Source organism: Streptomyces sp. NPDC007917, from assembly GCF_042959105.1.
Taxonomy (GTDB): Bacteria; Actinomycetota; Actinomycetes; order Streptomycetales; family Streptomycetaceae; genus Streptomyces.
This window is the reverse complement of sequence record NZ_JBIBKK010000038.1, coordinates 64,027-89,636: the sequence shown is the minus strand read 5'-3', so window position 1 is coordinate 89,636 and position 25,610 is coordinate 64,027. Positions and strand designations below refer to the sequence as shown.

19 protein-coding genes are annotated in these 25,610 nt (G+C 70.6%); 12 read left to right on the top strand and 7 right to left on the bottom strand.

Annotation, left to right across the window (positions count from 1 at the left end; translation table 11 throughout):
• From ACFZDL_RS43270 to ACFZDL_RS43260, 3 genes are all read right to left on the bottom strand, one after another.
• A partial coding sequence (locus ACFZDL_RS43270; protein WP_353596082.1) for an amino acid adenylation domain-containing protein occupies positions 1-2,699 on the bottom strand: 2,699 nt, incomplete at its 3' end.
• Between the two features lie 99 nt (positions 2,700-2,798).
• A complete protein-coding gene (locus ACFZDL_RS43265) occupies positions 2,799-4,142 on the bottom strand; it encodes a glutamate synthase-related protein (RefSeq protein WP_353596081.1) in 1,344 nt (447 codons plus the stop codon).
• Entirely contained in the window at positions 4,139-5,158 is a 1,020-nt protein-coding gene (locus ACFZDL_RS43260; protein ID WP_353596080.1) for an asparagine synthetase A, read from the bottom strand. Before ACFZDL_RS43260 ends, ACFZDL_RS43265 begins: the two co-directional genes overlap by 4 nt.
• 245 nt (positions 5,159-5,403) lie before the next feature.
• Here ACFZDL_RS43260 and ACFZDL_RS43255 point away from each other — a divergent pair, with 245 nt between their 5' ends.
• From ACFZDL_RS43255 to ACFZDL_RS43220, 8 genes are all read left to right on the top strand, one after another.
• Positions 5,404-6,687, top strand: coding sequence for a condensation domain-containing protein (locus tag ACFZDL_RS43255; RefSeq protein WP_353596079.1), 1,284 nt, complete (start codon positions 5,404-5,406; stop codon positions 6,685-6,687).
• 217 nt (positions 6,688-6,904) lie between these two features.
• A complete protein-coding gene (locus tag ACFZDL_RS43250) occupies positions 6,905-8,266 on the top strand; it encodes a hypothetical protein (RefSeq protein ID WP_353596078.1) in 1,362 nt (453 codons plus the stop codon).
• Between the two features lie 34 nt (positions 8,267-8,300).
• Positions 8,301-9,791 (top strand): class I adenylate-forming enzyme family protein, encoded by a 1,491-nt coding sequence (locus tag ACFZDL_RS43245; protein ID WP_353596077.1) that lies wholly within the window; start codon positions 8,301-8,303, stop codon positions 9,789-9,791.
• 12 nt (positions 9,792-9,803) lie between these two features.
• A complete protein-coding gene (locus tag ACFZDL_RS43240) occupies positions 9,804-10,070 on the top strand; it encodes an acyl carrier protein (protein ID WP_353596076.1) in 267 nt (88 codons plus the stop codon).
• Positions 10,060-10,839: a dihydrodipicolinate reductase C-terminal domain-containing protein gene (locus tag ACFZDL_RS43235; RefSeq protein WP_353596075.1), complete on the top strand. Its 780-nt coding sequence runs from the start codon at positions 10,060-10,062 to the stop codon at positions 10,837-10,839. The genes ACFZDL_RS43240 and ACFZDL_RS43235 overlap by 11 nt, the downstream gene beginning before the upstream one ends.
• Before the next feature lie 7 nt (positions 10,840-10,846).
• Positions 10,847-11,614 carry a class II aldolase/adducin family protein gene (locus tag ACFZDL_RS43230; RefSeq protein WP_353596074.1) on the top strand — a complete coding sequence of 256 codons (768 nt, stop codon included), beginning with the start codon at positions 10,847-10,849 and terminating at the stop codon, positions 11,612-11,614.
• The gene (locus tag ACFZDL_RS43225) at positions 11,611-12,747 is read left to right on the top strand and encodes an acyl-CoA dehydrogenase family protein (RefSeq protein WP_353596073.1); all 1,137 of its coding nucleotides are present in this window, start codon (positions 11,611-11,613) and stop codon (positions 12,745-12,747) included. Before ACFZDL_RS43230 ends, ACFZDL_RS43225 begins: the two co-directional genes overlap by 4 nt.
• A gap of 70 nt (positions 12,748-12,817) precedes the next feature.
• Positions 12,818-13,999 carry an LLM class flavin-dependent oxidoreductase gene (locus ACFZDL_RS43220; RefSeq protein WP_353596072.1) on the top strand — a complete coding sequence of 394 codons (1,182 nt, stop codon included), beginning with the start codon at positions 12,818-12,820 and terminating at the stop codon, positions 13,997-13,999.
• A 77-nt stretch (positions 14,000-14,076) separates the two neighbouring features.
• On the opposite strand, the gene gap is transcribed toward ACFZDL_RS43220, so the two are convergent.
• A complete protein-coding gene (gap, locus tag ACFZDL_RS43215; RefSeq protein ID WP_353596071.1) occupies positions 14,077-15,084 on the bottom strand; it encodes a type I glyceraldehyde-3-phosphate dehydrogenase in 1,008 nt (335 codons plus the stop codon).
• Between the two features lie 147 nt (positions 15,085-15,231).
• A complete protein-coding gene (locus ACFZDL_RS43210; RefSeq protein WP_353596070.1) occupies positions 15,232-16,260 on the bottom strand; it encodes a TauD/TfdA family dioxygenase in 1,029 nt (342 codons plus the stop codon).
• Between the two features lie 135 nt (positions 16,261-16,395).
• On the opposite strand from ACFZDL_RS43210, the gene ACFZDL_RS43205 reads away from it, so the two are divergent.
• On the top strand, positions 16,396-16,749 hold the full coding sequence (locus ACFZDL_RS43205) for an L-rhamnose mutarotase (protein WP_353596069.1): 354 nt from the start codon (positions 16,396-16,398) through the stop codon (positions 16,747-16,749).
• A gap of 202 nt (positions 16,750-16,951) precedes the next feature.
• Positions 16,952-18,535, top strand: coding sequence for a S1 family peptidase (locus tag ACFZDL_RS43200; protein WP_353596068.1), 1,584 nt, complete (start codon positions 16,952-16,954; stop codon positions 18,533-18,535).
• Between the two features lie 164 nt (positions 18,536-18,699).
• Here the strand turns inward: ACFZDL_RS43200 and ACFZDL_RS43195 are convergent, their stop codons facing one another.
• Positions 18,700-19,524: a uracil-DNA glycosylase gene (locus tag ACFZDL_RS43195; protein WP_353596067.1), complete on the bottom strand. Its 825-nt coding sequence runs from the start codon at positions 19,522-19,524 to the stop codon at positions 18,700-18,702.
• Positions 19,473-21,206 (bottom strand): DNA polymerase/3'-5' exonuclease PolX, encoded by a 1,734-nt coding sequence (gene polX / locus ACFZDL_RS43190; RefSeq protein ID WP_353596066.1) that lies wholly within the window; start codon positions 21,204-21,206, stop codon positions 19,473-19,475. The genes ACFZDL_RS43195 and polX overlap by 52 nt, the downstream gene beginning before the upstream one ends.
• 160 nt (positions 21,207-21,366) lie before the next feature.
• Between polX and ACFZDL_RS43185 the strand changes: the two genes are divergently transcribed.
• Both ACFZDL_RS43185 and ACFZDL_RS43180 read left to right on the top strand, forming a co-directional pair.
• Positions 21,367-22,521, top strand: a complete 1,155-nt coding sequence (locus ACFZDL_RS43185) for a hypothetical protein (protein ID WP_353596065.1) — start codon at positions 21,367-21,369, stop codon at positions 22,519-22,521.
• Positions 22,522-22,657: 136 nt separating this feature from the next.
• A complete protein-coding gene (locus ACFZDL_RS43180; RefSeq protein ID WP_353596064.1) occupies positions 22,658-25,426 on the top strand; it encodes a sugar-binding domain-containing protein in 2,769 nt (922 codons plus the stop codon).
• Positions 25,427-25,610 lie beyond the last annotated feature (184 nt).

Genomic DNA, 25,610 nt, shown 5'->3' with positions numbered 1-25,610 from the left:
GTCACGGACCCGACCGGCACGTCCGTTCCGGCGCCGATGCGGGAGAGCAGCGCCACCAGTGCCGCGTGCAGCACCATGAAGACGCTCGCGCCCCGCTCCCGGGCCAGACGCTCCACCCGCGCATGCACCTCGGCACCGACGGACAATCCGACCGTCGCGCCCCGGAACGAACCGACCGCCGGCCGCGGACGATCGGACGGGAGCCCCAACTCCTCAGGAGATCCCTCCAACACCTCTTGCCAATAGGCCAGTTGGCCGCTGCTCATGCTCGCCGCATCCTGCTGCGAGCCCAGCAGCTCCCGCTGCCACAGCGTGTAATCCGCGTACTGCACCGGCAACGCGTCCCACACCGGAGGCGCACCCGCCACCCTGGCCTGGTAGGCGTGTCCGAGATCGCGGAGCAACGGTCCCACCGACCAGCCGTCACTGGCGATGTGGTGCAACAGCACCAACAGCACCCCTTTACCCGAGGTTGCCCCCTGGAACAGCCAGGCCCGTACCGGTACCTCCGCGGCCAGATCGAAGCAGTACCCCTCCGCCTCCCTCACCGCGTCCTCAAGCCCACCGGCGGCCACATCGACCACCGACAGGCGCGGCACCGCGTCGCCGATCTCCTGGTACGGCTCTCCGGCGAAGACCGGGTACCGGGTCCGCAGCACCTCATGCCGGCCCGCCACATCACCCAGCGCCCCCCGCAGTGCCTCCACATCCACCGGGCCGTTCAGGCGCATCCGCAGCGGAGTGTTGTACGTCGAGCTCGGCCCCTCCAACTCCCGCAAGAACCACATCCGCCGCTGCGCGAACGACAACGGCAACCGTTCAGGACGCACCCTCCCGCCCACGACCGGACGCCCACCCGAAACCCCCGCACCAGTCGCCCCGGAATCGATCAACGCCGCCAACCCGGCCACCGTCGGCGCGTTGAACAGCGCACGAATGCCCAGCTCCACGCCCCGCCCGGCCCGGATACGGCTGATCAGCCGGGCCGCCAGCAGAGAGTGTCCGCCCAGATCGAAGAAGCTCACCTCCGCCCCGACCCGATCCGTGTCCACCCCCAGCACCTCGGCGAACACTCCCGCCAGCCACACCTCCGTCGATGTCGTGGCCTGCCGACCCGACCCCACGGCATACTGCGGCGCCGGAAGCGCCCGCCGGTCCAGCTTCCCGTTCGGGGTGAGCGGCAGCCGGTCCAGCACCATGACCACGGAGGGCACCATGAACTCCGGCAGCCGCGCCGCCAGCGTGGCACGCACACGTACCCCGTCGACCTCCACACCCACCGCCGGCACCACGTACCCCACCAGTCGCCGGTCCCCGGGACGGTCCTCCCGCACCACCACCGCGGCCTGGACCACTCCGCCGCAGGCCATCAGCGCGGCCTCCACCTCGCCGGGCTCGATACGGAAACCCCGCACCTTCACCTGATCGTCGGCGCGGCCCACGTACTCCAGCACCCCGTCAGCCGACCACCGCGCCAGATCGCCCGTCCGGTACATCCGCTCACCCGCGGCCCCCCACGGACACGCCACAAAACGCTCCGCCGACAACCCGGCCCGCCCCAGATAGCCCAGGGCCAGGCCCACGCCGGTCGCGTAGAGCTCGCCGGTCTCGCCCAGCGCGACCGGCTGGAGACCGGCGTCGAGGATCAGCACGTGCTTGTTGGCGATCGGACGCCCAATGGGCAGCGAGGACGCCTGCGCGTCCTCCGCGGTCACCACGTGGCAGGTGGTGAAACCCATGCTCTCGGCCGGGCCGTAGCCATTGACGACGCGCAGTTCCGGATATCCGTGACCGATCTTGGTGACGTGTGGCACGGAAGCCGCCTCGCCGCCGGTGAAGGCGATGCGTACGCCGTCGAAGGCCTGCGGGTACTCGTCGACGAGGAAGTTGAAGAGGCTCGCGGACAGCTGGAGCATGGTGATCCCGTGCTCGGCCACGGCCTCGGCGATGAGTGCGGGTTCCGAATCGGAGCCGGGCAGCAGGACACAGCGGGCGCCGAAGAGCAGCGCACCCCACAGTTCGAGGGCGAAGGCGTCCCAGGAGATGGACGAACACTGGAGGAAGACCTGCTCGGGGCCGAAGTCCGCATAGTCCTGGCCGAGGTAGGTGCCGGTGAGCGCCCGGTGTGAAGAGGCGATTCCCTTCGGGGTGCCGGTCGACCCCGAGGTGAACATCACGCAGGCCAGGTCTTTGGCCGACGCGGTGCGGCCCAGGTCGTCGTCCGGCTGAGCGTCGAGAGCCGCCTGCACGGCCGGGACGTCGATCAGGACGACCTCGGGTCCCGTGCGGGGAGGGCCGGACACCAGCGGGGGCAGATCGGCCCGGCTGATCAGCAGCGCGGCCTTTGACGTGGTCAGTGCCGTGCGCAACCTCGCCGCGGGGAAGCCTGGGTCCAGCAGGGTGTATCCGCCGCCGGCCTTGAGGACGGCGAGCAGCGCCACCACCATCTCCAGGGACCGCTCCAGGTGGATACCGACCACCGTCCCGGGCCGCACCCCCGACCGCACGAGGTGGCGGGCCAGGCGGTTGGCCCGGCGGTTGAGTTCCGCGTAGGAGAGGGTGTCGCCGCGGTGGATCAGAGCGACGGAGCCGGGCGTCGACCGCGCCTGTTCTTCGAAGAGTTCGTGCAGGGTCCGGTCCCAGGGGATGTCGACGTGGTGTCGGGCGAGACCGTCTTCGAATTCGCTGTGCTGGGACACCCTCTGCTCTCCGCGTAGTTCGGCTCGGTTCGGTTCGCGCCGGATCAGGGCGCGGCGCTCTGGGCGTTGACCAGCACGAGGTGACGTCCGTTCTCCCGCTCAGACGGATTCGTCATGGAGGTTTCTCTCCGCGCCGCGGCCGGTGGGAGCCGCCGGATCGGGCGTCGGCCAGATGTCCTCCGGCCCCACGGCCCGCGGGCTGTATTTCCCGAGGGCGCTGATCAGCAGCCGCAGTTCCAGGCCCAGGCAGGAGACGAACCGCTCCAGGCCGCTCTCGGGATCCTCGTCGACCGAGAGCAGCGCGGCCCGGCCGAGGCCGACCGCGGTGGCACCGAGCGCGATGGCCTTGACCGCTCGCGTGCCCTCCCACATGCGGCCGCTGGTCAGCAGGTCGCCGGCGGGTGGCCCGATGCGGTGCAGACATTCGGCCAGCGGCAGTCCGACACCGTCGAGGAAGGCCAGGGGTGCCCAGCCGGTGCCTCCCTCCGCACCGTCGACGGTGACGGCGTCCGCGCCGGCCCGCCACGCCACGCCGGCGGCCTCCGCGACATCCCGGCCGGGGTGGAGCTTCACCCAGATCCGGGCCTGCGGATAGTTGTTGCGCAACAGCCGGACCTGCTGGCGCAGGATCTCCTGGGTGAACGTGCCGGGGCTGCTGCTGCGCAGATACGACACCGGGGCGCCTTCGGCATCCGTGCCCGTGGCCGCTTCCGGGGTGCTCCCGGCGCCGAACAGCGCGTCGAGCTCATAGTGGCCCATGAGCTGTTCGGCGGTCGCTCCGTCCACCACCGTCATCCCGCCGAGACCGGGCTTCGCCCCCTGCCCGACCTTCAGCTCGAAGGCCAGCCTGCCGGTCTCGACCAGTGCCTGGGCGGTCGGGTCGCTGTAGACGAGGTTCCACACCTCGGCGTCGGCGTCCTCGGTGCACTGCTGTACGACCACACCTCCGTACCCCTCCGGAACCTCCCGCACATAGGCGCTGATGCGGGCCAGCAGCGATGCGCTGTCCGGGGTCTGCGCGAGCCGGCCGTAGCCGTTGACGGGGACGATGTTCTCGCCGATCACCATCGGCAGCCCCAGCCGGGCGGCCTGGCGGCTCAGCGGCACGCCCAGGTCGCCACTGGCCGCACGGGTGGAGCCGAAGGCCGTGATGAACACCGGCAGCGGGGAGCGGAACCCTCCGATGCCGCCGTCGAGGGCGACGTCCTGGTAGACGGGTTCGCGGCCGAGCTCCACCAGCTTCTCCAGGCGCTGCGGCATGAAGACGGGAGGGACGAGCCGCAGCGCGTCGAGAGCGTCCTGCCCTTGACCGGCCGTCTCTCCCGTCGCCCCGAACAGCGCTCGCCCGTACGACGCCTGCGGCGGGAAGGCCGCCTCGCGGCCGATGCGGGCCCGCGCGCGGATGGCCTCCTCGGGCAGCCCCGGAGCGCTCAGCCGCGTCATGGGGCCATCACCCCGGGCAGCTTCGGGAAGGCGCTGGCCTGCCACACCGAGTGCAGTCCGGCCGCATAGCGCGTCAGGCGCTGGGCGCCGAGCCCGAAACCCGCGCTCTGCGGGATGCCGCCCTCTTTGAACGTCTTGAGATACCACTCGTACTTCGCGGGATTCTCGCCGGTCTCCCGCATCCGCTCGATGACCCGGGTGTAGTCGCCCTCGCGTTCGCTGCCGCTGCACAGCTCGCCGTAGCCCTCGGGCGCCACCAGGTCGAAGTTGCGGAGCCGGCCGGGGAGCGTACGGCTCTCCCGGTCGGGGAAGCCGCGCGATCCCTTGGGGTAGTCGGTGATGAAGAACGGACGGGTGTGCTGCCGCGAGATGAGCGCCTCGCCCTCCCAGTCGATCTCCCCGTCGGGGTTCTGTTCGTGGCCCAGCTTGTGCAGGGTCTCCACCACGTCCATGTGCCGGATGCTGGGGAACGAGTGTTCCAGGAGATCGGTGAAGGCCTCGGGATCGCGCCCCAACTCGTCAAGAACATGGGGGAGGTGCTTGATGACGCGCTGGAGTGCGCTGCGTACGACACCCTGGCAGATCTCCAGCATCTCCTCGCGCGAGGTATCCGCCGCCTCGACGTCGATCTGGTGGAACTCGGCCAGGTGGCGCAGGGTCGAGGAGGTCGTGAACGGCTCCAGCCGGACGCAGGGCGCGATGTAGAAGATCTTGGGATGGGCCAGCAGGGCGGCTTGTTTGTAGAAGATGACGCTGGTCATCAGCTTGTAGCGGCGGCCGTAGTAGTCGATGTCGACCTGCTTGGCGCCGCGGCAGCCGGGGTCGGTGACCGGGCCGATGACCGGCGGCAGCAGCTCGACGAAGCCTTCGTCGCACAGGTATTCCCGGGCGCCCTGGAGCAGGGCGCTCTGGATCAGCAGCATGTTCCTGGTGGTGGCGGAGGTGAGGTGTTCGTGCGGCTGCGGAGGCACGAAGGCCTGTTCCCGCCCGGCCGTGGGTGACGGGTTGAGGGGCATGTTCATTCCTTTGCGGACGTGGCGGACTGGGTTGGCTGGACGGGCAGCGATTCCCGTTGCGACGCCGGGCAGTCGAACCTTCTCTGCTCCCCACTGAGGATCCTCGTGGCCAATTACGCGATAGCGACAGCAATTTCAAGAAAGTACCGGCAGCACGGTGCGGCCAAGGGGCAGTTGCAGGGGAAGATTGACCGGCAGATTCAACGCCCTTGACCTGCCGGATCCCACCGCCTAGGGTCACCCCCATGCCTTTTTCCGGCCCGCTTTCCTTTGGGCAGATATCACTGTGGCGCGACATCCAGAGACTTCCTCGATCCCGTTGGCACGAGGTCAACATATCGGCGGTCTGGGAATTGCCCGAGGGGACCGGGGTGGCAGCCGTCAAGGAGGCCTTGAAGGCGCTCGCTCATCACCATCCGTCCCTGCGTACGACATACGATCTGAGCGATCCCGAGAATCCCGTGCAGCTGGTTCACGAACCGGATTCACCGGTCGGTCTCAATGTGTCGGAAGAGGCGGCGGGCGATGCACAGGAGACGGCTCGCCGCATGGCGGCGCAGCCCTTCGATCTGACGTCTGAGTTCGGCTGGCGCGGCCGCGTCATCACGCGCTCGGGAACCGCGACGCATCTTGTCTTTACCCACCATCACCTGACGGCGGACAACTGGTCCCAGGGAATCCTCAGGGAGGAATTCCACAAGGTCCTGGCCGACCCCGGATCCTTTGTCGGCCGGGCGGATTCCTACAGCTTGATCACCATGGCCGAGGAGCAGCGGGGCGATGCCTTCAAGGCCCGGCGCACCGCGGCGGAACGGCACTGGGAGAAGGTTCTCACCGCCTCGGCCGAGATCCCGGAGCCCCGCCCCGCCTCGGCCGGAAGCCCATGTCATGTGCTGCAGGCCGCCGTTCGGTCGACGGCGGCACAGACGGCGGCTCAGGAGCTGGCGGACCGGCTCTCCCTTCCGAAGGCGTCCGTGCTTCTGACCGCCTACACAAGGGCGGTGGCCCAGGTGTGCGGGCTGCCGTCGGTGCCGGTCCGGCTCCAGTCGTCGAATCGCGGCAACGCCCGTTGGGGAAGCTATGTGACCTCGATGAACCAATGGGCCGCCGGCTGCCTCGACGCCGACACGGGGACAAGTTTCGGGGAGCTCGCGCAGGCCGTCAACAAAGCCGCGTTCCTGGCTTATCGCATGGGCATCTACGATCCCGATGCGATTCGTCTGATCAAGCAGCGATTCCCCGCCGCCAGTATCGATCCCGAGCCGGTCTGGGCATTCAACTACATGGTCCGCCCGGCGGCCGGAGTAGTGGAGCCGGAGGAGAGCGATGTGCCGGTGGTGAAGTGGGATCAGCAGGTTTCCGCGATCGGCCCCAAGTTCCACACCCGCTTCATCGAGGACGGTTCAGCGGCATTGACCATCTGGCTCCGGGGCAGGCAGGTGAGCAAGGAGCTGGTATCGGAATTGCTGCTGGGAATTCATGAGGTGCTGGTGTCGGAGGCGCGCGGGCCGGGGCTCGGAGAACGGTAGTCCGAGGGGCGGTGAAGCTGCCCTCGATTCTGCCGACGAAACTGCCGATCGGAGATAGGCGACTCAAGTAGCTTGCTGAGCGACAACATATCACCCTCTCACGCATATACCGGTTCACTGCAATGAATGGCATCGAGGTCCCTCAGTGAGTTCTGCTGCGTTCAACTCGGATACCTGCGCCGTGCCCGACGAGCGGTTACTGGCTGCCTGGCTGGATATGACGGAACTCCCTCCCGTCCCACGGCTCGAGGTGGAGGAACCGCGGAGCCAGGGGCTGCGGCAGGCCGTGCGTGTGGTGACCGACGGGCTCCTCGGCCGGCCCGCGCGGGAGGGCCGCCAGGTGCCCTCGGCCGGCGCCATCTACCCGTATGACGTCCTGGTGCTGGCCGACGAGGGTGACCGTCCGGGGGGCCCGCCGGGCCACGCGCTGTTCTGGATGGACCTGCTGCGCCGCACCTGTGTGCGCCTGGGCGGGCCGGCCACGCGCCTGGCTCGACTGCTGCGCCCGGCGCGGCTGCCGGACGGCGGCGAGCCGGTGGCGCATCTCATCGTCCTGGCCCGGCCCTGGCTGTCGATGCGCAAGTACGGCTCGCGCGGCTACCTCTACACCCAGTTGGACGCGGGGCACGCGGCCACGAACCTGCTCGGAACCGCCCTTCAGGACGGTCCGGCCGTGCTGCGGCTGCACGGCCCCCGGGCCGAGATCCGGGCCGCCGTCGCACCCTGGCTGCCCCACCGTGAAGTGCACTCCGTGGTCACGCTCGGCCGGCCGCACACATCCGGCGAGAGCGGCGGCTGGGCGACGTTCCGGATGGCGGGCGACGACGACCCCGCGGGCACCGGCCAACTGGAGGGGGTGTGCTGGTCGGGGCTCTCGGAGGCGGTGTACGACAGCTCGCAGCCGTTCGCCGCGCCCGCGCTGCTGCACACCGCAGCCCCCGTGGCGACCGGGCTGCGCCCGTCGGCCCCCGGGGGCATCCCGCTCACCCAGTGGCGTGAGGCCTCCCGGCGCCGGCAGTCCTGCAAGCGGTTCTCCGGGGAGACGCCCGAACCGCAGGCGCTCCTGAACACACTGGCGGCACTGGACACCCCGCTGCCGGCCGACCTGTCCGCGACGCGGCCGGGGCGGGGAGTGCGCGCGACGCTCCTGCTGCACGACGGGCCCACGGCCAAGGCGTGCTCGGACACCCTGTGCGGCAGCCGGATCGGGGTGACCGTGCCGGACCGGTTCGGCGACCTGGATCTGCTGGTCCGCTCCTGCATGGGCCAGGCCAACGCGCGGGTCGCGGCCGGATTCGTGCTGTTCCACATACCCCGCCGCGAGCTCTTCTCCGGCGGCCCGCGCGATCTGCGCGACGCCGTGTTCCGCGCCTCGTGCGGCGCGCACCTGCTCTGCCTCGGCGCCGGACAGAACTCCGTGGCCATCACCACCATCGGCGGCTACGACCCCGACCTGTGGCGCGAGTTCGCCGGTCTGGGCGTCGATGACGAGCCCCTGTACCTGCTGGCGCTCGGCGTCGACCAGGCCGGCTCCATCAAACACGACCGCGCCCAAGTGGCCTACGCACACGGCGAATAGGCCATCGACCGGACCACGGACTGGGAGGAACGACATGCCCGGGGTGCTGAACCAGGTCTTCACCGACCTCCTGACACAGCACGCGGACCGACTCGCCGTAGCCGACACACAACGCCGGCTGACCTACGCCGAACTCGACGCCGCGGCCACGGAGTTCCGCGTCGAGTTCGGCCACTGGTGGGGCGAGGGGTCCGCACACGGCCCGGGCACGGCGCGTCCCCGCGTCGTCATCCTCGCGGCCAACTCGGCCTCGTACGTCGTCGCCTACGTGGGCCTGCTGCGCGCGGGCGCCCTGCCCTTCCTGCTCGACCCCGCCCTGGCCCCGGAGGAGGTCCGTGGCGTCGCCGTCAGCTGCGGCATCGACGCGGTCGTGCACGACCGCCCCCTCGCCCCCGGGCTCGAACCGTCCGGCTCCGTCACCTCCGGCGGCTACGCACTCACCCGTACGGCGCCTGACCCCGGGCAGCCGATTGCCGGGCGCCCCGAGCCGCTGGCCTCGACGGAGGTGTGCCGCTTCACCTCCGGCTCGACCGGGTCGCCCAGCTGCATCGAATTCTCCGGTACGGCGGTGCACAACGCGGCCCTGTCCTGGCGCGACGCGACCGGCCTCGGCGCCGACGACCGCATCCTGTGCTTCGCCGGGCTCTTCAACGGGCTGGCGTTCAACACCTCGCTGCTGGCGGCCTTCCTCGCCGGCGCGGCGCTGTGGCTGCCGTCCGGCCTGCCCACCTCGGGACAGGTGATCCGCTTCCTGCGCGAGATACGGCCGACCCGGCTCACCGGTTTCCCCGCCCTGTACGAGTCCCTGCTGCGCCGCCCGGAGCCCGTGCCCGAGCTCGCCGAGCTGAAGGTCGCCCTGTCGTCGGCGGCGCCGCTGAAGGACACGACGGCCGAGGAACTGAGGACCCGGCACGGCCTCGCGGTGTGCAACTACTACGGTGTCGCCGAGACCGGACCGCTGACCTTCGACCCCTTCCCCGCTCCCGAGCACGGCCAGGGGGCTCCACTGCCCGGGGTCGAGTTCGTCTTCGGCGACGGCACCGGCACGAGCGGCGAGATCCGGGTGCGCAGCACATCCATGGGGTCGCGCTATCTGAACGCGCCCGGCGCCTTCGAGGCCCGGCTGGACGGGGACGGCTTCTACGCCACCCACGACCTGGGCAGCCTGCGGGACGGCCGGCTCCACCTCTCGGGCCGGGCCGGGTCCGGGCTGAACATCGGGGGACGCAAGGTCGACTCGGTGGAGGTGCGCCGCGCACTGCTCGCGTCCGGCGCCACCGAAGCGGTGGTCTTCGCCGTGGACAAGCGCAACGGCGACCCGATGCTCGCCGCCGTCGTCAGCGGGCCCGAGGGGCTGACCGAGGACACGCTGCGCGGCCGCTGCCTGGAACGGCTCGCGCCCTACAAGGTTCCCGAGCGTGTGGTCGTCGTCCCCGAGATCCCGACGACGGGCGTCGGCAAACCGCGTATGAGCGCGGCACGCGAGCTGTTCGACAAGGCCACCGATTCCGCTTTCACTTCCTGAGGGAGACCACCCATGCCCGACGACCAGACCCTCGCCCGCCGCGTCGCCGAACTGGTGGCGGAGGCCAGTGAGGGCACGCTCAGCTCTCAGAGCGCGCTCGCCGACGGCAGGACGCTGGCCGAGAAGGGGCTGTCCTCACTGTCGTATCTGCGCCTGATCGACTCGATCGAGACCGAGTTCGGCATCTACGTCGACCTGGAGGGCGACACCACCTTCATGCAGACGATCCCCGGAATCGTGGAGTACATGGCCGCCGAAGGGGTCGCAGGTGCCGCCTGACCAGCGGAGCGTGCCGGGGCTGCGGGTCGGCGTCGTCGGCGCGACCGGCCGGCTCGGCTCACGGATCGTGGCCGAGTGCGCCCTGCGCGACGTGCCGGTCGTGATGACCGCCCACAGCGGTGGGTGGACGGCCGAGCGGCCGCCGACCGTGGTGATCGACGCGTCCCGGGGCGAGGTGCTGCCCCGCACCGTCGCGTACTGCGAGGACACCGGCTCGTCCCTGATCGCCTGCGCCTCCGACATCGGGCCCGACGGCGACCCGCTGCTGGCGGAACTCGCCGGATCGGTGACCGTGGTCCGCGCGGTCAACCTGTCGCTCGGCCACTGGCTCCAGGACCATCTGCTGGGCGTCGCGGGACGGCTCCTGCGCTCGTCGGCCACGCCCCTGCCGCACGTGGGCGTGGTGGAGCGGCACACCCGCGCCAAGCGGGACCGCCCCAGCGCGTCGGCACGCTCTTTGGCGGCGACCTGGGAGGCGCACGCGGGCGGGGCGGCGGTGGACGAGGTGGCCTCCTTCCGGGCCGGCCACCAGGTCAGCGAACACGCGGTGCAACTCGACTTCGCCAACGAGTCGTTGACGCTGCACCACGACGTACGAGACCTGTCGGCGGCGGCACCCGGAGCGCTCGCCGTCGCCGCGTGGGCCCATGGCGCTCCTGCCGGTCTGGTCACGGTCAAGCAGGTCTATGACCGGCTGTTCTTCGGAGCGGCCCGTGACACGGACCGCGAGCGACCGTCCGCCAGAGAATCGTCCCTCGCAGAAACGTGAGACATACGTGACCCAGCAAACCCCGGCCACGCTGCCACCCCTCGCCCGCCGGCTACGGGCCCTTGTCGCCGTCGCGGCACGTTCGCTCTCGCTGGGCGGCCACGACGACTTCAACCAGGGGCAGGTCTCCGCCCGGGTGCCCGGCGCGGACTACATGCTGATCAAGGGCGCGCTCAAGGGTTTCGACGAGTGCGTACCCGAGGATGTGATCGCGGCGCCGGTCGACCCCGCCGCGCAGGCCCCCGCGCTGGCGCCGCCGGAGCTGGCGCTGCACCAAGCGGTGTACCGCGCGCGCCCCGATGTCAACGCGATCGTGCACAGCCACGCACCCCACACTCTCGTGTTCGGAGCAACCGACCTGCCCTTGCGCGCCGTGTCGCACGACGGCGCCTATTTCGAGGGCCGGCTGCCCCGCTACACCCTGACCAGCAACACCATCCTCGACATCGCCACGGGGGAGCAGGTGGCCGACGCCCTGGGGGACAACCCGGCGGCGCTGCTGCGCAATCACGGCGGCGTGATCGTCGGCAAGTCCATCAGACACGCCACGGTGCACGCGCACACCCTGGAACGCGCCTGCCGTCTGCAGCTGATGGCCGAGCAGATACCGGGCGGCTACCACTCCTCCTCACTCGAGGACGTGGACGGCAAGCGGGCCTTCATCTACGCCGACCTCTCGGTCCGCTCCTACTGGGACCACGCCGTCGGACAGGTGCGGCGCCACTGGCCGGAAACCGCCGACTGGCCGTCCCGGGCCGCGCGGGAGGCCGCGTGAACGGCCGCCCGGCCGACGAGCCCGCGGAACACCGGGAACTGTTCGCACTCGTCGACGAGCTCGCCCGGGAGGAACTGGAGCCGCGGGCGGCCCGGTTCGAGGAGAGCGGGCAGTTTCCCGAGGCCCTGGTACGGCTCCTGGGGAAGCAGGGGCTGATGTCGCTGCCGTTCCCCGAGCGGTGGGGCGGTGGCGGGCAGAGCTACACCGTCTGTCTGAAGGTGATCGAGCGGCTGGCAGCCAGTTGGCTGGCCGTCGCGGAGTCGGTGCACCTCCAGGTGCTGGCATGCCACGGCCTGGCCCGCTTCGGAACCGACGAGCTGCGGGAAGAACTGCTGCCACGCATGCTCAGCGGGGAACTCCTCGCCGCCAACTGCATGTCGGAGCCGGAAGCCGGCTCCGACCTGGGCGCCATGTCCACCAAGGCGGTGGCGGAAGACGGCCACCACGTGATCTCGGGCACCAAGGCCTGGGTGAGCCACGCCGGAGTCGCGGACGTCTACAACGTGTACTGCCGCACCGGAGGGTCCGCCCTGAGCGGGCTGTCCTGCTTCCTGGTCGACGCGGACTCCGAGGGGCTGCGCCCCCTGGCCCATGAGCGCAAGATGGGGGTGCGCTCACTGCCCACGGCACAGATCGCGTTCGACGGGGTACGGGTCCCCGACGAGCGCATGATCGGCCGCCGCAACCGGGGCATGCTCGTCGCCGCCCATGTCTTCGACCACGGCCGCCTCGGCATCTCGGCGTGCGCCGTCGGTCTCGCCCAAGCAGCCCTCGACCACGCGGCCGCGTACGCCAAGGAACGGACGCAGTTCGGCAAGCCCATCATCTCCTTCCAGGGGCTCTCCTTCCTGCTCGCCGACATGGCCACACAGATCGCGGCGGCCCGTGCGCTGCTGTACTCGGTGGCCGCGCGGGCGGACCAGGGCAAACCGATTTCCGCCGAGGCCGCGAAGTGCAAGCTGTTCGCCACGGACACCGCCATGCGGGTCACCACCGACGCGGTCCAGGTGCTCGGCGGCTACGGCTACACCCAGGACTTCCCGGTCGAGCGCTGGATGCGGGAGGCGAAGCTCCTGCAGATCCTCGAGGGCACGAACCAGATCCAGCGCGTCGCCATCGCCCAGTCCCTGTGACGACTCCGACGGCCCCAACAGCCCCATCCATATCCTTCACCACCCATTTTTCACACCCCAGAAGGACCACATGAACGACTTCATGCGTTTCGGCCTCTTCATGTCGCCACTGCACCCGCTCGGCGAAGACCCCAATCTGCTGATGCGCCGCGACCTCGGCTACGCGGAACTGGCGGATGAGCTCAACTACGACGAGCTGTGGGTCGGCGAACACCACTCCAACGGCTGGGCCACCATCGGCTCCCCGGAGATCTTCCTGGCCGCCGCCGCCGAGCGCACCCGGCGGATCAAACTGGCGACCGGCGTCATGGCACTGCCGTACCACCATCCGTACATGGCGGCGGCGCGCGCGGTGCAGCTCGATCATCTGACCCGCGGCCGGTTCATCCTCGGGGTGGGCGCCGGTTCGCTCGCCTCGGACATGCATATGCTGTGCGTCGACCCCGCCGACGCCCGCCGCCGCACCCAGGAGTCCCTGGAGACCATCGTCGAACTGCTCCGGGGCGAGGTGGTGACGCGCGAGACCGACTGGTTCCGGCTCCAGGACGCTCGTATCCAGCACCGTCCCTTCGAACCGGGCGGTTTCGAGATCACCGTCAGCAGCGCCTCCTCGCCCTTCGGCATGCGGCTCGCCGGCCGCCTCGGGGTGAACGCGATGTCGCACGCGGCCCCGCCGTGGGGGATGGTGCGCGCCGGACACAGCCTGGGCATGGAGAAACTGGCCGAACAGTGGGGCCACTTGGAGGCGGCGGCCGCCGAAGCCGGTCATACGGCGGACCGGTCGACATGGCGGCTGACCCTGCCCGTGCATGTGGCCGAGACCCGTGAGCAGGCGCTGGAGGACATCTACGCCGGATGGCTGCGGCAGCGCAACGAATACTGGGCGGGGACGCACGGCATGCCCATGGGGCGCAGCGAGGTCGGGGCGCGCAAGGCGTTCGAGGCGACCATCGAGGCCGGCGGGATCATCGCCGGTGGGGTCGAGGACTGTGTGGCCGCGATCCACAAGCTCCGTGACATCACGGGCGGCTTCGGCTGTCTGCTCAACTCGGTGACGGACTGGGCGAGCCCCGAGCGCACCCGCAGGAGCTTCGAGCTGTTCGCCCGGTACGTGGCGCCCCGGTTCAAGGGCACGACCAAGGGTCTCCAGGAGTCGCAGTCCTGGGTCGCCTCACAGGCCGGCACGTTCCAGGAGCGGTTCAACGCGGCCCGCACCAAGGCGATGGCCACGAGCGCCGACCCACAGAACTGACCGGCGTGGGCGGGCCACGCCACCCGTGGCCCGCCGGCTCGCATCGGGACTCGGCCCGGTGGGCGGAGGCCGTGTGCTCAGAGAGAGCCGCCGATCAGCACCGTGGTGTCGACCAGACGGTTGGAGAAACCCCACTCGTTGTCGTACCAGCCGACGACCTTCGCGTGCCGGCCGCCGATCACCTTGGTCAGACCGGCGTCGAAGATGCAGGAGGCGGGATCGGTGACGATGTCGCTGGAGACGATGGGGTCCTCGGTGTAGCTCAGGACACCGGCGAGCGGCCCCTCCGCCGCCTTGGCGAACAGCCCGTTGATCTCCTCCGCGGTCACCTCGCGGCCGAGGGTCACGGACAGGTCGGTGGCCGATCCGGTGGGGATCGGCACGCGCATCGCATAGCCGTCCAGTTTGCCCGCGAGCGCCGGGAGGACCAGCCCGATGGCCTTGGCGGCCCCCGTGCTGGTGGGCACGGTGTTGGCGGCGGCGTGGCGGGCGCGGCGCAGGTCGCGATGCGGACCGTCCAGCAGATTCTGGTCCGAGGTGTACGCGTGGACCGTGGTCATCAACCCGTACTCGATACCGATGGCGTCATGCAGGACCTTGGCCATGGGAGCGAGGCAGTTGGTGGTGCAGGACGCGTTCGAGACAATGGTGTGACGCTCGGGGTCGTACTGGTCATGGTTGACGCCGTAGGCCAGCGTCAGATCCTCGTTCTTCGCCGGGGCGGAGATGATGACCTTCTTGGCACCCGCTTCGATATGGGCGCGGGCGCGATTGGCGTCCGTGAACACGCCCGTCGACTCGATGACGACATCGGCGCCGAGTTCCGCCCAGGGAAGGGCCCCGGGGTCACGTTCGGCCGATACGGCGATCCGCCTTTCCCCGACGAGGATGGCGCCGTCCACGGCGCGCACTTCCTCCCTAAAACGGCCCAATGTGCTGTCGTATGCGAAGAGATGGGCCAGCGTCGCGGTGTCGGTGAGGTCGTTCACGCCCACCACTTCCACGTCGGCACCCTGGTCGACCACCGCACGCAGATAATTGCGGCCGATGCGTCCAAAACCATTGATGCCCACACGCACTGTCATCCGTGGAACCTTTCCTCAAATGCCGGGCCATGAAACGGGAACGGCGCCATTGCTCGGTCCCTTTCGGATGCATGCACGGACGCGATGATACGCGCACCGCCGGGTCGGGGCAGGCAGTTGGACCGGCAGTTTCGGCGGCAGCTTCGATCAGGTGTGCACCCTCCGCGTCCCGGAGACAATGCGGTCGCGGATGGTCCAGTGGTTCCTGCGAATGTACGTGCGCTGCAGCCAGCGATCACGCCCATCGTATCGCGGCTGGAATTCCGAACGGGCGTGCAGGCCTTTTCGGTTGTTGATGAGCAGTGCCTGGCCGGGGCGCAGGAAGACCTCATGCGCCACTTCCCGGCAAGCGGACTGAAGCCGCTGCAGCGCCAGTTCGGCATCGTGGGTGACGGCGTGCACCCCATTGGCGGAGGACGCGATTTCGGGGGACCACTCGGGCCCGCTGATGATGGGCACGGGGTCGGAGAGGATTTCGTCCTTACCGGCCATCCGCGCATAGCCTCCGGGAGCGTTCAGCCTGTACAGAGGCTCCCTGAGCAGCTTGAGCGAGGAGGCGTCCAGGGCCTGGCAGACGTCCCGGGCGTCCGCGTAGTAGGTGCCGGCGACACCCTCATGGTCCGCACGAAGGCAGTTGAGAACAAGGAAGTCCGGATTGCTCACATTGTACGAGCCCGCCGCATCGTACACGATGTCATTGTGGAAATTGAGGAAAACGGTTGAGCTGCGATTCGTCTGACTCGTCGCGCCATCGGCGACGGGAATGACATCGTGGATCGGCTGCCCGTTCTTCTCGGTGGTGAATCCGACGGGTTCGCCCAGCATCCCGCTGAGCCCGAGGAGTACTCCCTCCGAAAGGTATGTGCTCTTCCCCCGGCAAGGTCCACCGTCATCGGGTGTATCGGGAAGTTCATGCTCGACGGGCAGATTGCCGACCCGCGCCACGCCAGGAGTGTCCGCATGCCTGCCGAAATCCAGGATGGTCTGCAGAAGATCGATCGGCAAGGCCGCGAATATCTGATGGCAGCGAGCTGTCGCCCGATCCAGGTCCCGCGTCGGATCGCCCAGGTCTCCGAGCTGCTGTCCGAGAGATTCCTTCACCGCCTCCGGAATGACGAGGTCGATGAATGTGGGCGTCGACCGGATGTCCGCACCGGAGTTCTCGGCTGCATTCATGATCTTTCTTCGTCCCCCTTGCGCTCGGGCAGGTCCGTGGAGACATACCCATGCCGATACCATCCACACGGTCACCGCCGTGAGTTGCCGGTCTCTTCCGGCACCTCTGACGGCACAACTGACAAAGAGAGAGGCATGGCCATGCGCGTCGCACTGCACTCGGTCCTCAAGGAGGGCCAGGAGGCCGGTTACGAGGAGGTGCACGCCACGGTCCCGGCGGACCTGCTGCAGGCGCTGGGCCGGGCGGGCATCACCAATTGGCGGATCTGGCGCAGCGGGCGCCATCTGTTCCACCTCGTGGACTGTGAGGACTTCGCCGCCGCGATGGCCGCGCTCGACCAGGACCCGGTCAACCACCGGTGGCAGGCGTTCATCGGAGACTACGTCGACCACTTCGAGACCACGGACGGCTCACCGGCCGGGCCCTCGGCCGATATGGCGCTGGGGCAGGTCTGGGAGCTGCGGGCGCAGGCAGCGGCGGAGGGGTGAGCGAGGGCCGAACCGGCGGAGCATACTCATCCGGGGCGGCTCGCGCCCGGTTTTCATCACACCTTGAGTGGCCCTGAAAACACTGAACCACCACCTCCGTATGACCGGGTGACCACCGCGCAGGGACGCAGAGGAAGTCGACAGACCACTCCTCGCCCCCGGCGCACCCCTACTGGAGGTCAGTGAGTTGAGCCACCGACGTGTGAACAAGCGGACCGTCGTCATAGCCGGCGCCGCCGCGGCCGCCCTCGCGGGAGCGGCGATCCTGCTGCCGAACGCCAACGCGAGCCCGGACAAGTCGGCCGAGGCCAAGACCTTCTCGTCGCAGGCCGCCGTGAAGCTCGCTCGGGGCCTCGCATCGGACCTGGGCGGCAACGCGGCGGGGTGGTACTACCAGGGCGACACCAAGCAGCTGGTGATGAACGTCCTGAACGAGGACGCGGCGAACGACGTCCGGGCCGAGGGCGCCGTGGCCAAGATCGTCGAGAACAGCTTGGCGGAGCTCAAGGCCACCACCAAGACGCTGAGCGACACCGCCTCGATCCCGGGCACGGCCTGGTCGATCGACCCGAAGACCAACAAGGTCCGGGTCCTCGCCGACAGAACCGTCACGGGTACGAAGTGGGCCAAGCTGACCACGGCGGTGGACGGCTTGGCGGGCACGGCCACCGTCCAGCGCACCAACGGCGAGTTCAAGAAGTTCGACGGGACCGACGAGACCCAGCCCGGGGCCAACGGCGGCGCCGGCCAGGGCAGCGTGGACGACGGGGCCGGTCAGGGCGCCGGACAAGGTGGCGCGGACGACGGGGCCGGTCAGGGCGCTGGCCAGGGCGGTGCCGACGACGGGACCGGTCAGGGCGCGGGCGATGGCCAGAGCGCGGGCGATGGCCAAGGCGCGGGTGACGGTCAGGGCGGCGGTGACGGCGCGGGCGGCGCCGGTGAGCAGGCCGGTGCCCTGGACGGTGGCGACGCCATCTTCGGCGGTGGCGCCCGCTGTTCGCTCGGCTTCAATGTCACGGTCGACGGCGCGCCCGCCTTCCTCACCGCGGGCCACTGCGGCAACATCTCGGAGACCTGGGCCACCGACCAGGCGGGCGCCCAGCAGGTGGGCACCACAACCGAGTCCCAGTTCCCGGTGAGTGACTTCGCCCTGGTGACCTACGACGACCCGAACACCCAGGCGCCCAGCACGGTGGACCTGCAGGACGGCACCACCCAGCAGATCACCCAGGTCGCCGAGGCGAGCGTCGGGCTGGCGGTGAAGCGCTCCGGCAGCACCACGGGTGTCACCGACGGCACCGTCACCGGCCTGAACGCCACCGTGAACTACGGCAACGGTGACATCGTCAACGGCCTCATCCAGACCGATGTGTGCGCCGAGCCCGGTGACAGCGGTGGCGCGATGTTCGCCGAGGACGCGGCCGTGGGCCTGACCTCCGGCGGCAGCGGCGACTGCACACAGGGCGGCGAGACGTTCTTCCAGCCGGTGAGCACCGCGCTGCAGGCCACGGGCGCCGTCATCGGCGGCGACAACGGTGGCGGCGGCGCGGGCGACGGCGCCGGTGACGGCGCGGGCCAGGGTGCCGGTGACAACGGCGCGGGCGACGGTGCCGGCCAGGGCGCCGGTGACAACGGTGCCGGTGACGGCGTCGGCCAGGGTGCCGAGGGCGGCGCCGAAGAAGGTGGCGCGGCGAACGGCGGCGCGGCCGGCAACGGTGACAACGGCGCGGCCGGTGACGGCAGTGGTGACGCGGTCGGTGACGGCAACGCCGCCGACCACACGTAACGGCTGATTGAGGCAGGGCACGTCCTGCCACCCCCTGACCGAGGTCCCGGGCACCACCTGCCCCAGTGCCTGGGGCCTCGTACCACCCCCCACCGGGCCGCCGACGCCTCGACGCGTCGGCGGCCCGCCTTCGTCGGCACGGGTCGGCACCGGTCGGCTCGGCGCTACAACCCGGCCGCCTCCGCCGCGGAGCGGAGCACATCCCGCAGCATCGCCGGGGTGAGCCGCCCGGTGAAGGTGTTCCGCTGGCTGACGTGGTAGCAGCCGAACAGCCGCAGCGGCGCCCCCGCCCCCACCGCCCGCAGCGTGAGCCGCGCGCCGTGCCCGAACGGCGGGCGCGGGCGGGGCACCTCCCAGCCGGCCGCGGCGAGCGCGGGCAGCGCCGCCTGCCAGCCGAACGCGCCCAGCACCACCACCGAGCGCAACGTCGGGCGCAGCAGCCGCAGTTCCTGGACCAGCCAGGGACGGCAGGTGTCGCGCTCCCCGGTCGTGGGCCGGTTGGCCGGCGGGGCGCAGTGCACGGGCGCGGTGACCCTGACCCCGCGCAGCTCCAGGCCGTCGCCCCGATGGGTCGCCACGGGCTGGTTGGCCAGACCGGCGGCGTACAGCGCCGCGTACAGGAAGTCCCCGGAGCGGTCGCCGGTGAACATCCGGCCGGTGCGGTTGCCGCCGTGCGCGGCCGGGGCCAGACCGACGACGGCCAGCGCCGCGTCCTGCGGTCCGAACCCCGGCACCGGGCGGGCCCAGTAGTCCCACTCCCGGTAGGCCGGGCGCTTGGTTCGGGCGGCTTCCTCCCGCCACCGCACCAGCCGCGGGCAGGCGCGGCAGCCGCTCACCCGCTCGTCCAGCTCGCGCAGGGTCTCCGCACCGGGCGCCCGATGCGCGGGGTGTGCGGGATGCTCCGGGTGTGCGGGATGCTCGGGGTGTTCTGTGGTGTTCAGCCGTGGCCGTCCTTGCGCAGAAAACGCCGCAGCCGGGTCAGCGGCCATGTGTTGATCACATCGTCGGGGGTCAGCCAGCCGCGCTGCGCCGTCCCCACCCCGTAGCGCAGGGCGTCGATGTCGAGGGTGGAGTGCGCGTCGCTGTCCACCGCGAACTTCGCGCCGTGTTCCCTGGCCCGCAGGATGTTCTCGTCCGACAGGTCCAGCCGGTCCGGGTGCGCGTTGATCTCCAGCGCGGTGCCGGTGCGGGCACACGCGGCGAACACCTCGTCGAGATCGGCGTCGATGCCCGGCCGCTTCCCGATCAGCCGGGTCGTCGGATGGCCGATGATGTTGACGTTCGGGTTCTCGCAGGCCCGCAGCAGCCGCCGGGTCATCTCGTCCCGCGCCAGGCCGAACTGGGTGTGCACCGAGGCCACGCACAGGTCGAACCCCTCGAGGAAGTCGTCGGGCCAGTCCACGTCCCCCTCGACGTCGATGTTCAGCTCCACGCCGTGCAGCAGCCGCATTCCGCCGCGCCCCCGCCCCCGGTCCAGATCCCGGATCCGCTCGCGCTGCGCCAGGATCTTCTCGTCGGTCATCTGCTGCATGTACAGCTTCGGCGCGTGGTCGGTGACGGCGTAGTACGCGTAACCGCGCCGCCGGGCCGCCGCGATCATCTCCTCCAGCGGTTCGAGGCCGTCGGTGAGGTTCGTGTGGGTGTGCAGATCGCCGCGCAGATCGGACTCCGCCACCAGCTGGGGCAGCCGCCCGTTCAAGGCGGCCTCGACCTCGCCGCGGTCCTCACGCAGCGTCGGCGGGATCCAGTCCATGCCGAGCCTGGCGTACACGTCCTCCTCGCCGCGCGAGGCGATCCGCTCCCCGCTCTTGGCGTCGAAGAGCCCGTACTCGGAGAGCTTGAGGCCGTGGCGCATCGCGATCGCGCGGACGCGGATGTTGTGCGCCTTGGACCCGGTGAAGTACAGCAGCCCCGCGCCCCAGGAGTCCAGCGGCAGCACCCGCAGGTCCACCTGCAACCCCTTGGTGGTGCGGATCGAGGTCTTCTTCTCCCCGTGCGCGATGACCTCGGCGGTGTACGGCAGACGCGTGAACGCCTCCATGAACGGCGTCGATTGGTCCGCCGCCACCAGGATGTCGATGTCGCCGACGGTCTCCTTCATCCGCCGCAGCGACCCCGCGTACTCGCACCGCTCACAGCCGGTGACCCGGGACAGCTCGGCCACGATGTCGTCGGCGGCGCTCATGGCCACGTTCAACGGGACCCGGTCCCCAGCGGCCTGCATGAGGGCGATGCCGTGGAGGATGTTCTCCTCCGTCCTGGGGCCGAAGCCCTTCAGATCGCGCAGCTTGTGGTCGTGGATCGCGTCGGAGAGCTGGTCGATGGACGCGATGTGCAACTCCTCGTACAGCACCATGGCCTTCTTCGGCCCGAGGGCCGGGATGGCGGTCAGCTGGCGCACCCCGGCCGGGATGGCGGCGCGCGCCTCGTCGACGGCGGGCACACTGCCGGTGCGCAGATACTCCACGACCTTGTCGGCGATCGACTTGCCCACCCCGGGGATCTCGCGCAGGCCCTTGGAGTCGAGCTCGGAGACATCGCGCGGACAGCCGCCGATCGCGCGGGCGGCCTTCTCGTAGGCACGCGCCTTGAACGCGTCCCCGCCGGTGATCAGAAGGAGGTCCGAGTACTCCCGAAGCAGCGCCTCGACCTCCTCGTTGGAGCGAGTCACACCGTCAAGTCTAGGCGGGACGGCTCGTCGATGGCGCACCCGGATGTGCCTGGCGCTCGGGGAGCGGTGGAGGGATCCTGGGTTCAGGAACGGGGCGGGGGCTCCGGATTCCTCCGGGTGCGCCCCGGCTCTCGTGCGTTTCCCCGGGATGGGGGAGGTCATGGATGTTGGATTCCTGAAGCCGCTGTTCGACCGCCCGGGTCCCTGGGCCTGCGTCTATCTGGACACCTCGCGCGCGACCGAGGACGCGCCGAGGCGGCGCAGGCTGCGGGAGCGGTTCGTGAGCGACCAGCTCGTCCGGCAGGGTGCCGACGCCGCCACGCGCGAGGCGGTGGTCCATCGGCTGGCGGGCGAGCGGATGGCCAGGCCGTCCGCGGGGCGGGCGCTGTTCGCGGCGGGCGGGGAGGTGGTCCTCGACCTTCCGCTGGCCACTTCCCCGCGCGATGTGGTCACCTCCTGGTCGGTGCTTCCCCGGGTGGCGCCGCTGACCTCGCTGCGCGGTGAGTGGCCCTCCTGCCTGGTGGCCCGCGTCGACCGCTCCGGAGCCGATCTCGAACTGCTCGACGACGCCGGCCCGCGCCCCGTCGGCCGGGCGAGCGGCGGTCCGCCGCAGGGCCGCGGGCACCGCTCCGTACCCGCCGACCGGTACGAGTGGCACTACCGGAACCGGGTCGAGAACACCTGGGACCAGACCGCGGACCTCGTCGCCGATGAACTGGCGCGGCGGTGGCCGGAGAGCGACGCGCGGCTGCTGGTTCTGGCCGGCGACCCGCGCGAGCGCAGGGCCGTGCACGACAGGCTGCCCGAGCCGCTGCGCGCCAGCACGGTGCAGGCGCAGCACGGCAGCAGGGCCGCGGGCAGCTCCCAGGACCTGCTCGAAGCGGAGATCGACCACGCCCGCGAGGAGTACGTCCGCTCCCACCTGGAAGACGTCCTCGACCTCTTCCGCGCCGCGCGGGGCCGCCCGGGGGAGCCGGGGGTGGGCGGGGCACATGACGGTTCGGCGGCCGGTGGCGCGGCGGAGGGGATGCCGGCGGTGGTGGAGGCGGTGCGCAGCCATCAGGCGGCCACGCTGCTGCTGGGGCAGACGGGGGCGGACGCCCGCCGCGAGGTGTGGGTGGGCCCCGGCGTCGACCAGGTGGCCGTGCAGCGCGCCCAGGTCCGCGCGCTGGGGGTGGCCTCACCCGAGCCGGCGCGCGCGGACGACGCGCTGGTGCGCGCGGCCGCGGCGGCGGACACCGAGGTGCTGGTGGTGCCGGAGGGCATGGCAGGACCGGCGGGAGGCCTCGGCGCGGTGCTGCGCTGGCACGGCTGACCCGGTCGGTGGCCGGGGGGAGATTGGGGCGCGGGCTCGTACGGCGTGGCGGTGTTGACATGTCGCATTCACGTCTCTAGCGTCCAAAGACTGTTAGGAAAGTTGCCTAACTAACGCCCGGCCCCAGGGAGACCCCGTGTTCCTCCGCCCGGCACCACCCCGGCGGCGGGCGACAGCCCGCGTGCGACCCGCCCTGACCGCCGCGCTCGCCGCCGGCGGGCTGCTCCTGGCGCTCTCCCTCCCGGCGGGCGCCGCCCCGCCGCCCCCTACGCCGACGGCCGCGGAGCCGGCCCGGCCGCCGGTCACCCATGCGGGGTCCGCCGCGGGCACGGCCACCGCGCTGGCCGGCTTCGCCGTGCAGTCCTCGGCGAAGGTCACCGACACCCCCGCCGCCGTCTCGACGCCCGGATACCCCGCCACCGGCTGGCACTCCATGGGGCCCCGGTCGACGGTGCTCGCGGGCCTGCTGGCCACGGGCGCGTACGCCGATCCGTTCTACTCCACGAACCTCAAGAAGATCCCGGCCGCCGACTTCGCCGTCCCGTGGTGGTACCGCTCCGACTTCACCGTCACCGACCCCGGCACCCGCACCTACCTGGACTTCAGCGGGGTCGTCTCCGCCGCCGACGTGTACGTCAACGGCAAGCAGATCGCCACCAAGGACCAGGTCGCCGGCGCGTACACCCGCCATGAGCTGGACATCACCGACCTGGTGAGGGCCGGCACCAACACCGTGGCCTTCAAGGTCCAGCCCAACGATCCGCGCAAGAACCTCACCATGGGCTGGATCGACTGGCTGCAGCCCCCGCCCGACGAGAACATGGGGCTGGTCCGCGACGTCCTCGTCCGCCGCGGCGGCCCGGTGGCCCTGCGCGGGGCGCATGTGACCACCGAACTGGCCGTGCCCTCGCTGTCCTCCGCCGACCTGACCGTCAGGGCCGAGGCCCGCAACGACTCCGGCGCGCCCGTCACCGCCACCGTCTCCGGGACTATCGGCTCCGCGTCCTTCAGCCGGACCGTGGCGCTGGCCGCACACGAGAGGAAGACCGTCACCTTCACGCCCTCCGCCTATCCGCAACTGCGCCTGGAGGAGCCCCGGGTGTGGTGGCCGGCCGGGATGGGCGGCCAGCCGCTGTACGACCTCGACCTGACCGCCACCGTCGCGGGCACGGCCTCCGACACCGCCCACGAGACCTTCGGCATCCGGGACGTCAAGGCCCCGCTGAACGCCGACGGCGCCCGCCGTTACTCCGTCAATGGCCGTCCGCTGCTGATCAAGGCGGGCGGCTGGTCCCCGGACGTCTTCCTGCGCTGGGACGCCCGCTATGCCGAGGACCGGCTGAAGTACGCCCTCGACCTCGGCCTGAACGCCATCCGCCTCGAAGGCCACATCGAGCCGGACGAGTTCTTCGACCTCACCGACCGGTACGGCATCCTCACCCTCCCCGGCTGGGAGTGCTGCGACAAATGGGAGGGCCAGGTCAACGGCGACGAGACGGGCGAGACGTGGACCGCCGCCGACTACGCGGTGGCCAAGGACTCCATGGCCGCCGAGGCCGCGCGGCTGCGCGACCACCCCAGTGTCATCTCCTTCCTCATCGGCAGCGACTTCGCCCCCGACGCGACCATCGAGAAGAACTACCTCGACGCCCTGAAGGCCGCCGACTGGCCGAACCCGGTCGTCCCCGCCGCCTCCGCCAAGTCCTCACCGGTGCTCGGCAGGTCCGGGATGAAGATGACCGGCCCCTACGACTGGGTGCCCCCGAACTACTGGTACGCCAAACGCGAGGGCGGCGCGACCGGATTCAACTCCGAGACCAGCGCCGGGCCCGACATCCCGACCCTCGACACGCTCCGGCGGATGATGTCGCCCAGCGAGCTGGAGACGCTGTGGAAGGACCCGAAGGCCAAGCAGTACCACCGCTCCCCGTCGAGCACCTTCGGCGACCTGAAGCTGTTCGGCAACGCGCTCAGCGGCCGCTACGGCCCGCCGACCGGCCTCGAGGACTACGTGCGCAAGGCGCAGCTCGCGCAGTACGAGGCGGTGCGCGCCCAGTACGAGGCGTACGGCCGGAACTTCTCCGACACCTCCAAGCCGGCCACCGGCGTCGTCTACTGGATGCTGAACAGCGGCTGGACCTCCCTGCACTGGCAGCTCTTCGACCGCTATCTCGACCAGGGCGGGGCCTACTTCGGCGCCAAGAAGGCGAATGAGCCACTGCACATCCAGTACTCGTACGACTCGCGGACGGTGGTCGTGGTCAACAACCGGCATGACGCGGCCACCGGACTCACCGCGCGGGTGAGCCTCTACGACACCAAGGGCGCGCGGAAGTACGACAAGAGCGCCACCGGCCTGACCGCCCCGGCCGGCGGCGGCAAGGCCACCGCGCTGACCGTGCCCGCGAGCGTCGGCGGCCTGTCGGGCACCTATCTCGCCAAACTCGTCCTCACCGACGGCGCGGGCAAGGAGGTCAGTCGCAACGTCTACTGGCTGTCCACCGAGCCGGACGTGCTCGACTGGGACAACACCGACTGGTATTACACCCCGACCACCTCCTACGCCGATCTGACCGGGCTCAGCCGGATGGACAAGGCGCCCGTGTCCGCCACCGCGGACACCACCACCGCCCCCGACGGAACCGCGACCACGACCGTGACCCTGCGTAACACGGCCGGCGGCCAGACCCCGGCCCTGCTGGTGGACGCCCACCTGGTGACCGGCGCGGGCGCGCCCGTGCTGCCCGTGCGGTGGACGGACAATCAGGTCAGCCTGTGGCCGGGGGAGTCCATGACGCTCAGGGCCACCTATCGGGCGGCGGACCTGGGGGGCTCCGCGCCGTCCGTCCGGGTCTCGGGCTGGAACACCGAGACCCGGACGGTGGCGGCGAAGCGTGTGAGCTGAGCGAATTCCCGGCGGGTCCTGCACATTTCACAAGATCACAATCTTGTATGCTATGGGCAGCGCAAAGGAGCCCGCAGTCAGCGGCCCGGTGACGCCCGGCGCCGACGGGCTCCCAGCGTGGACCCGCTGGTGTCCGTACGCTCACGAAAGGGGCTCCACATGCTGTCTACGCAGGAACGTCCCC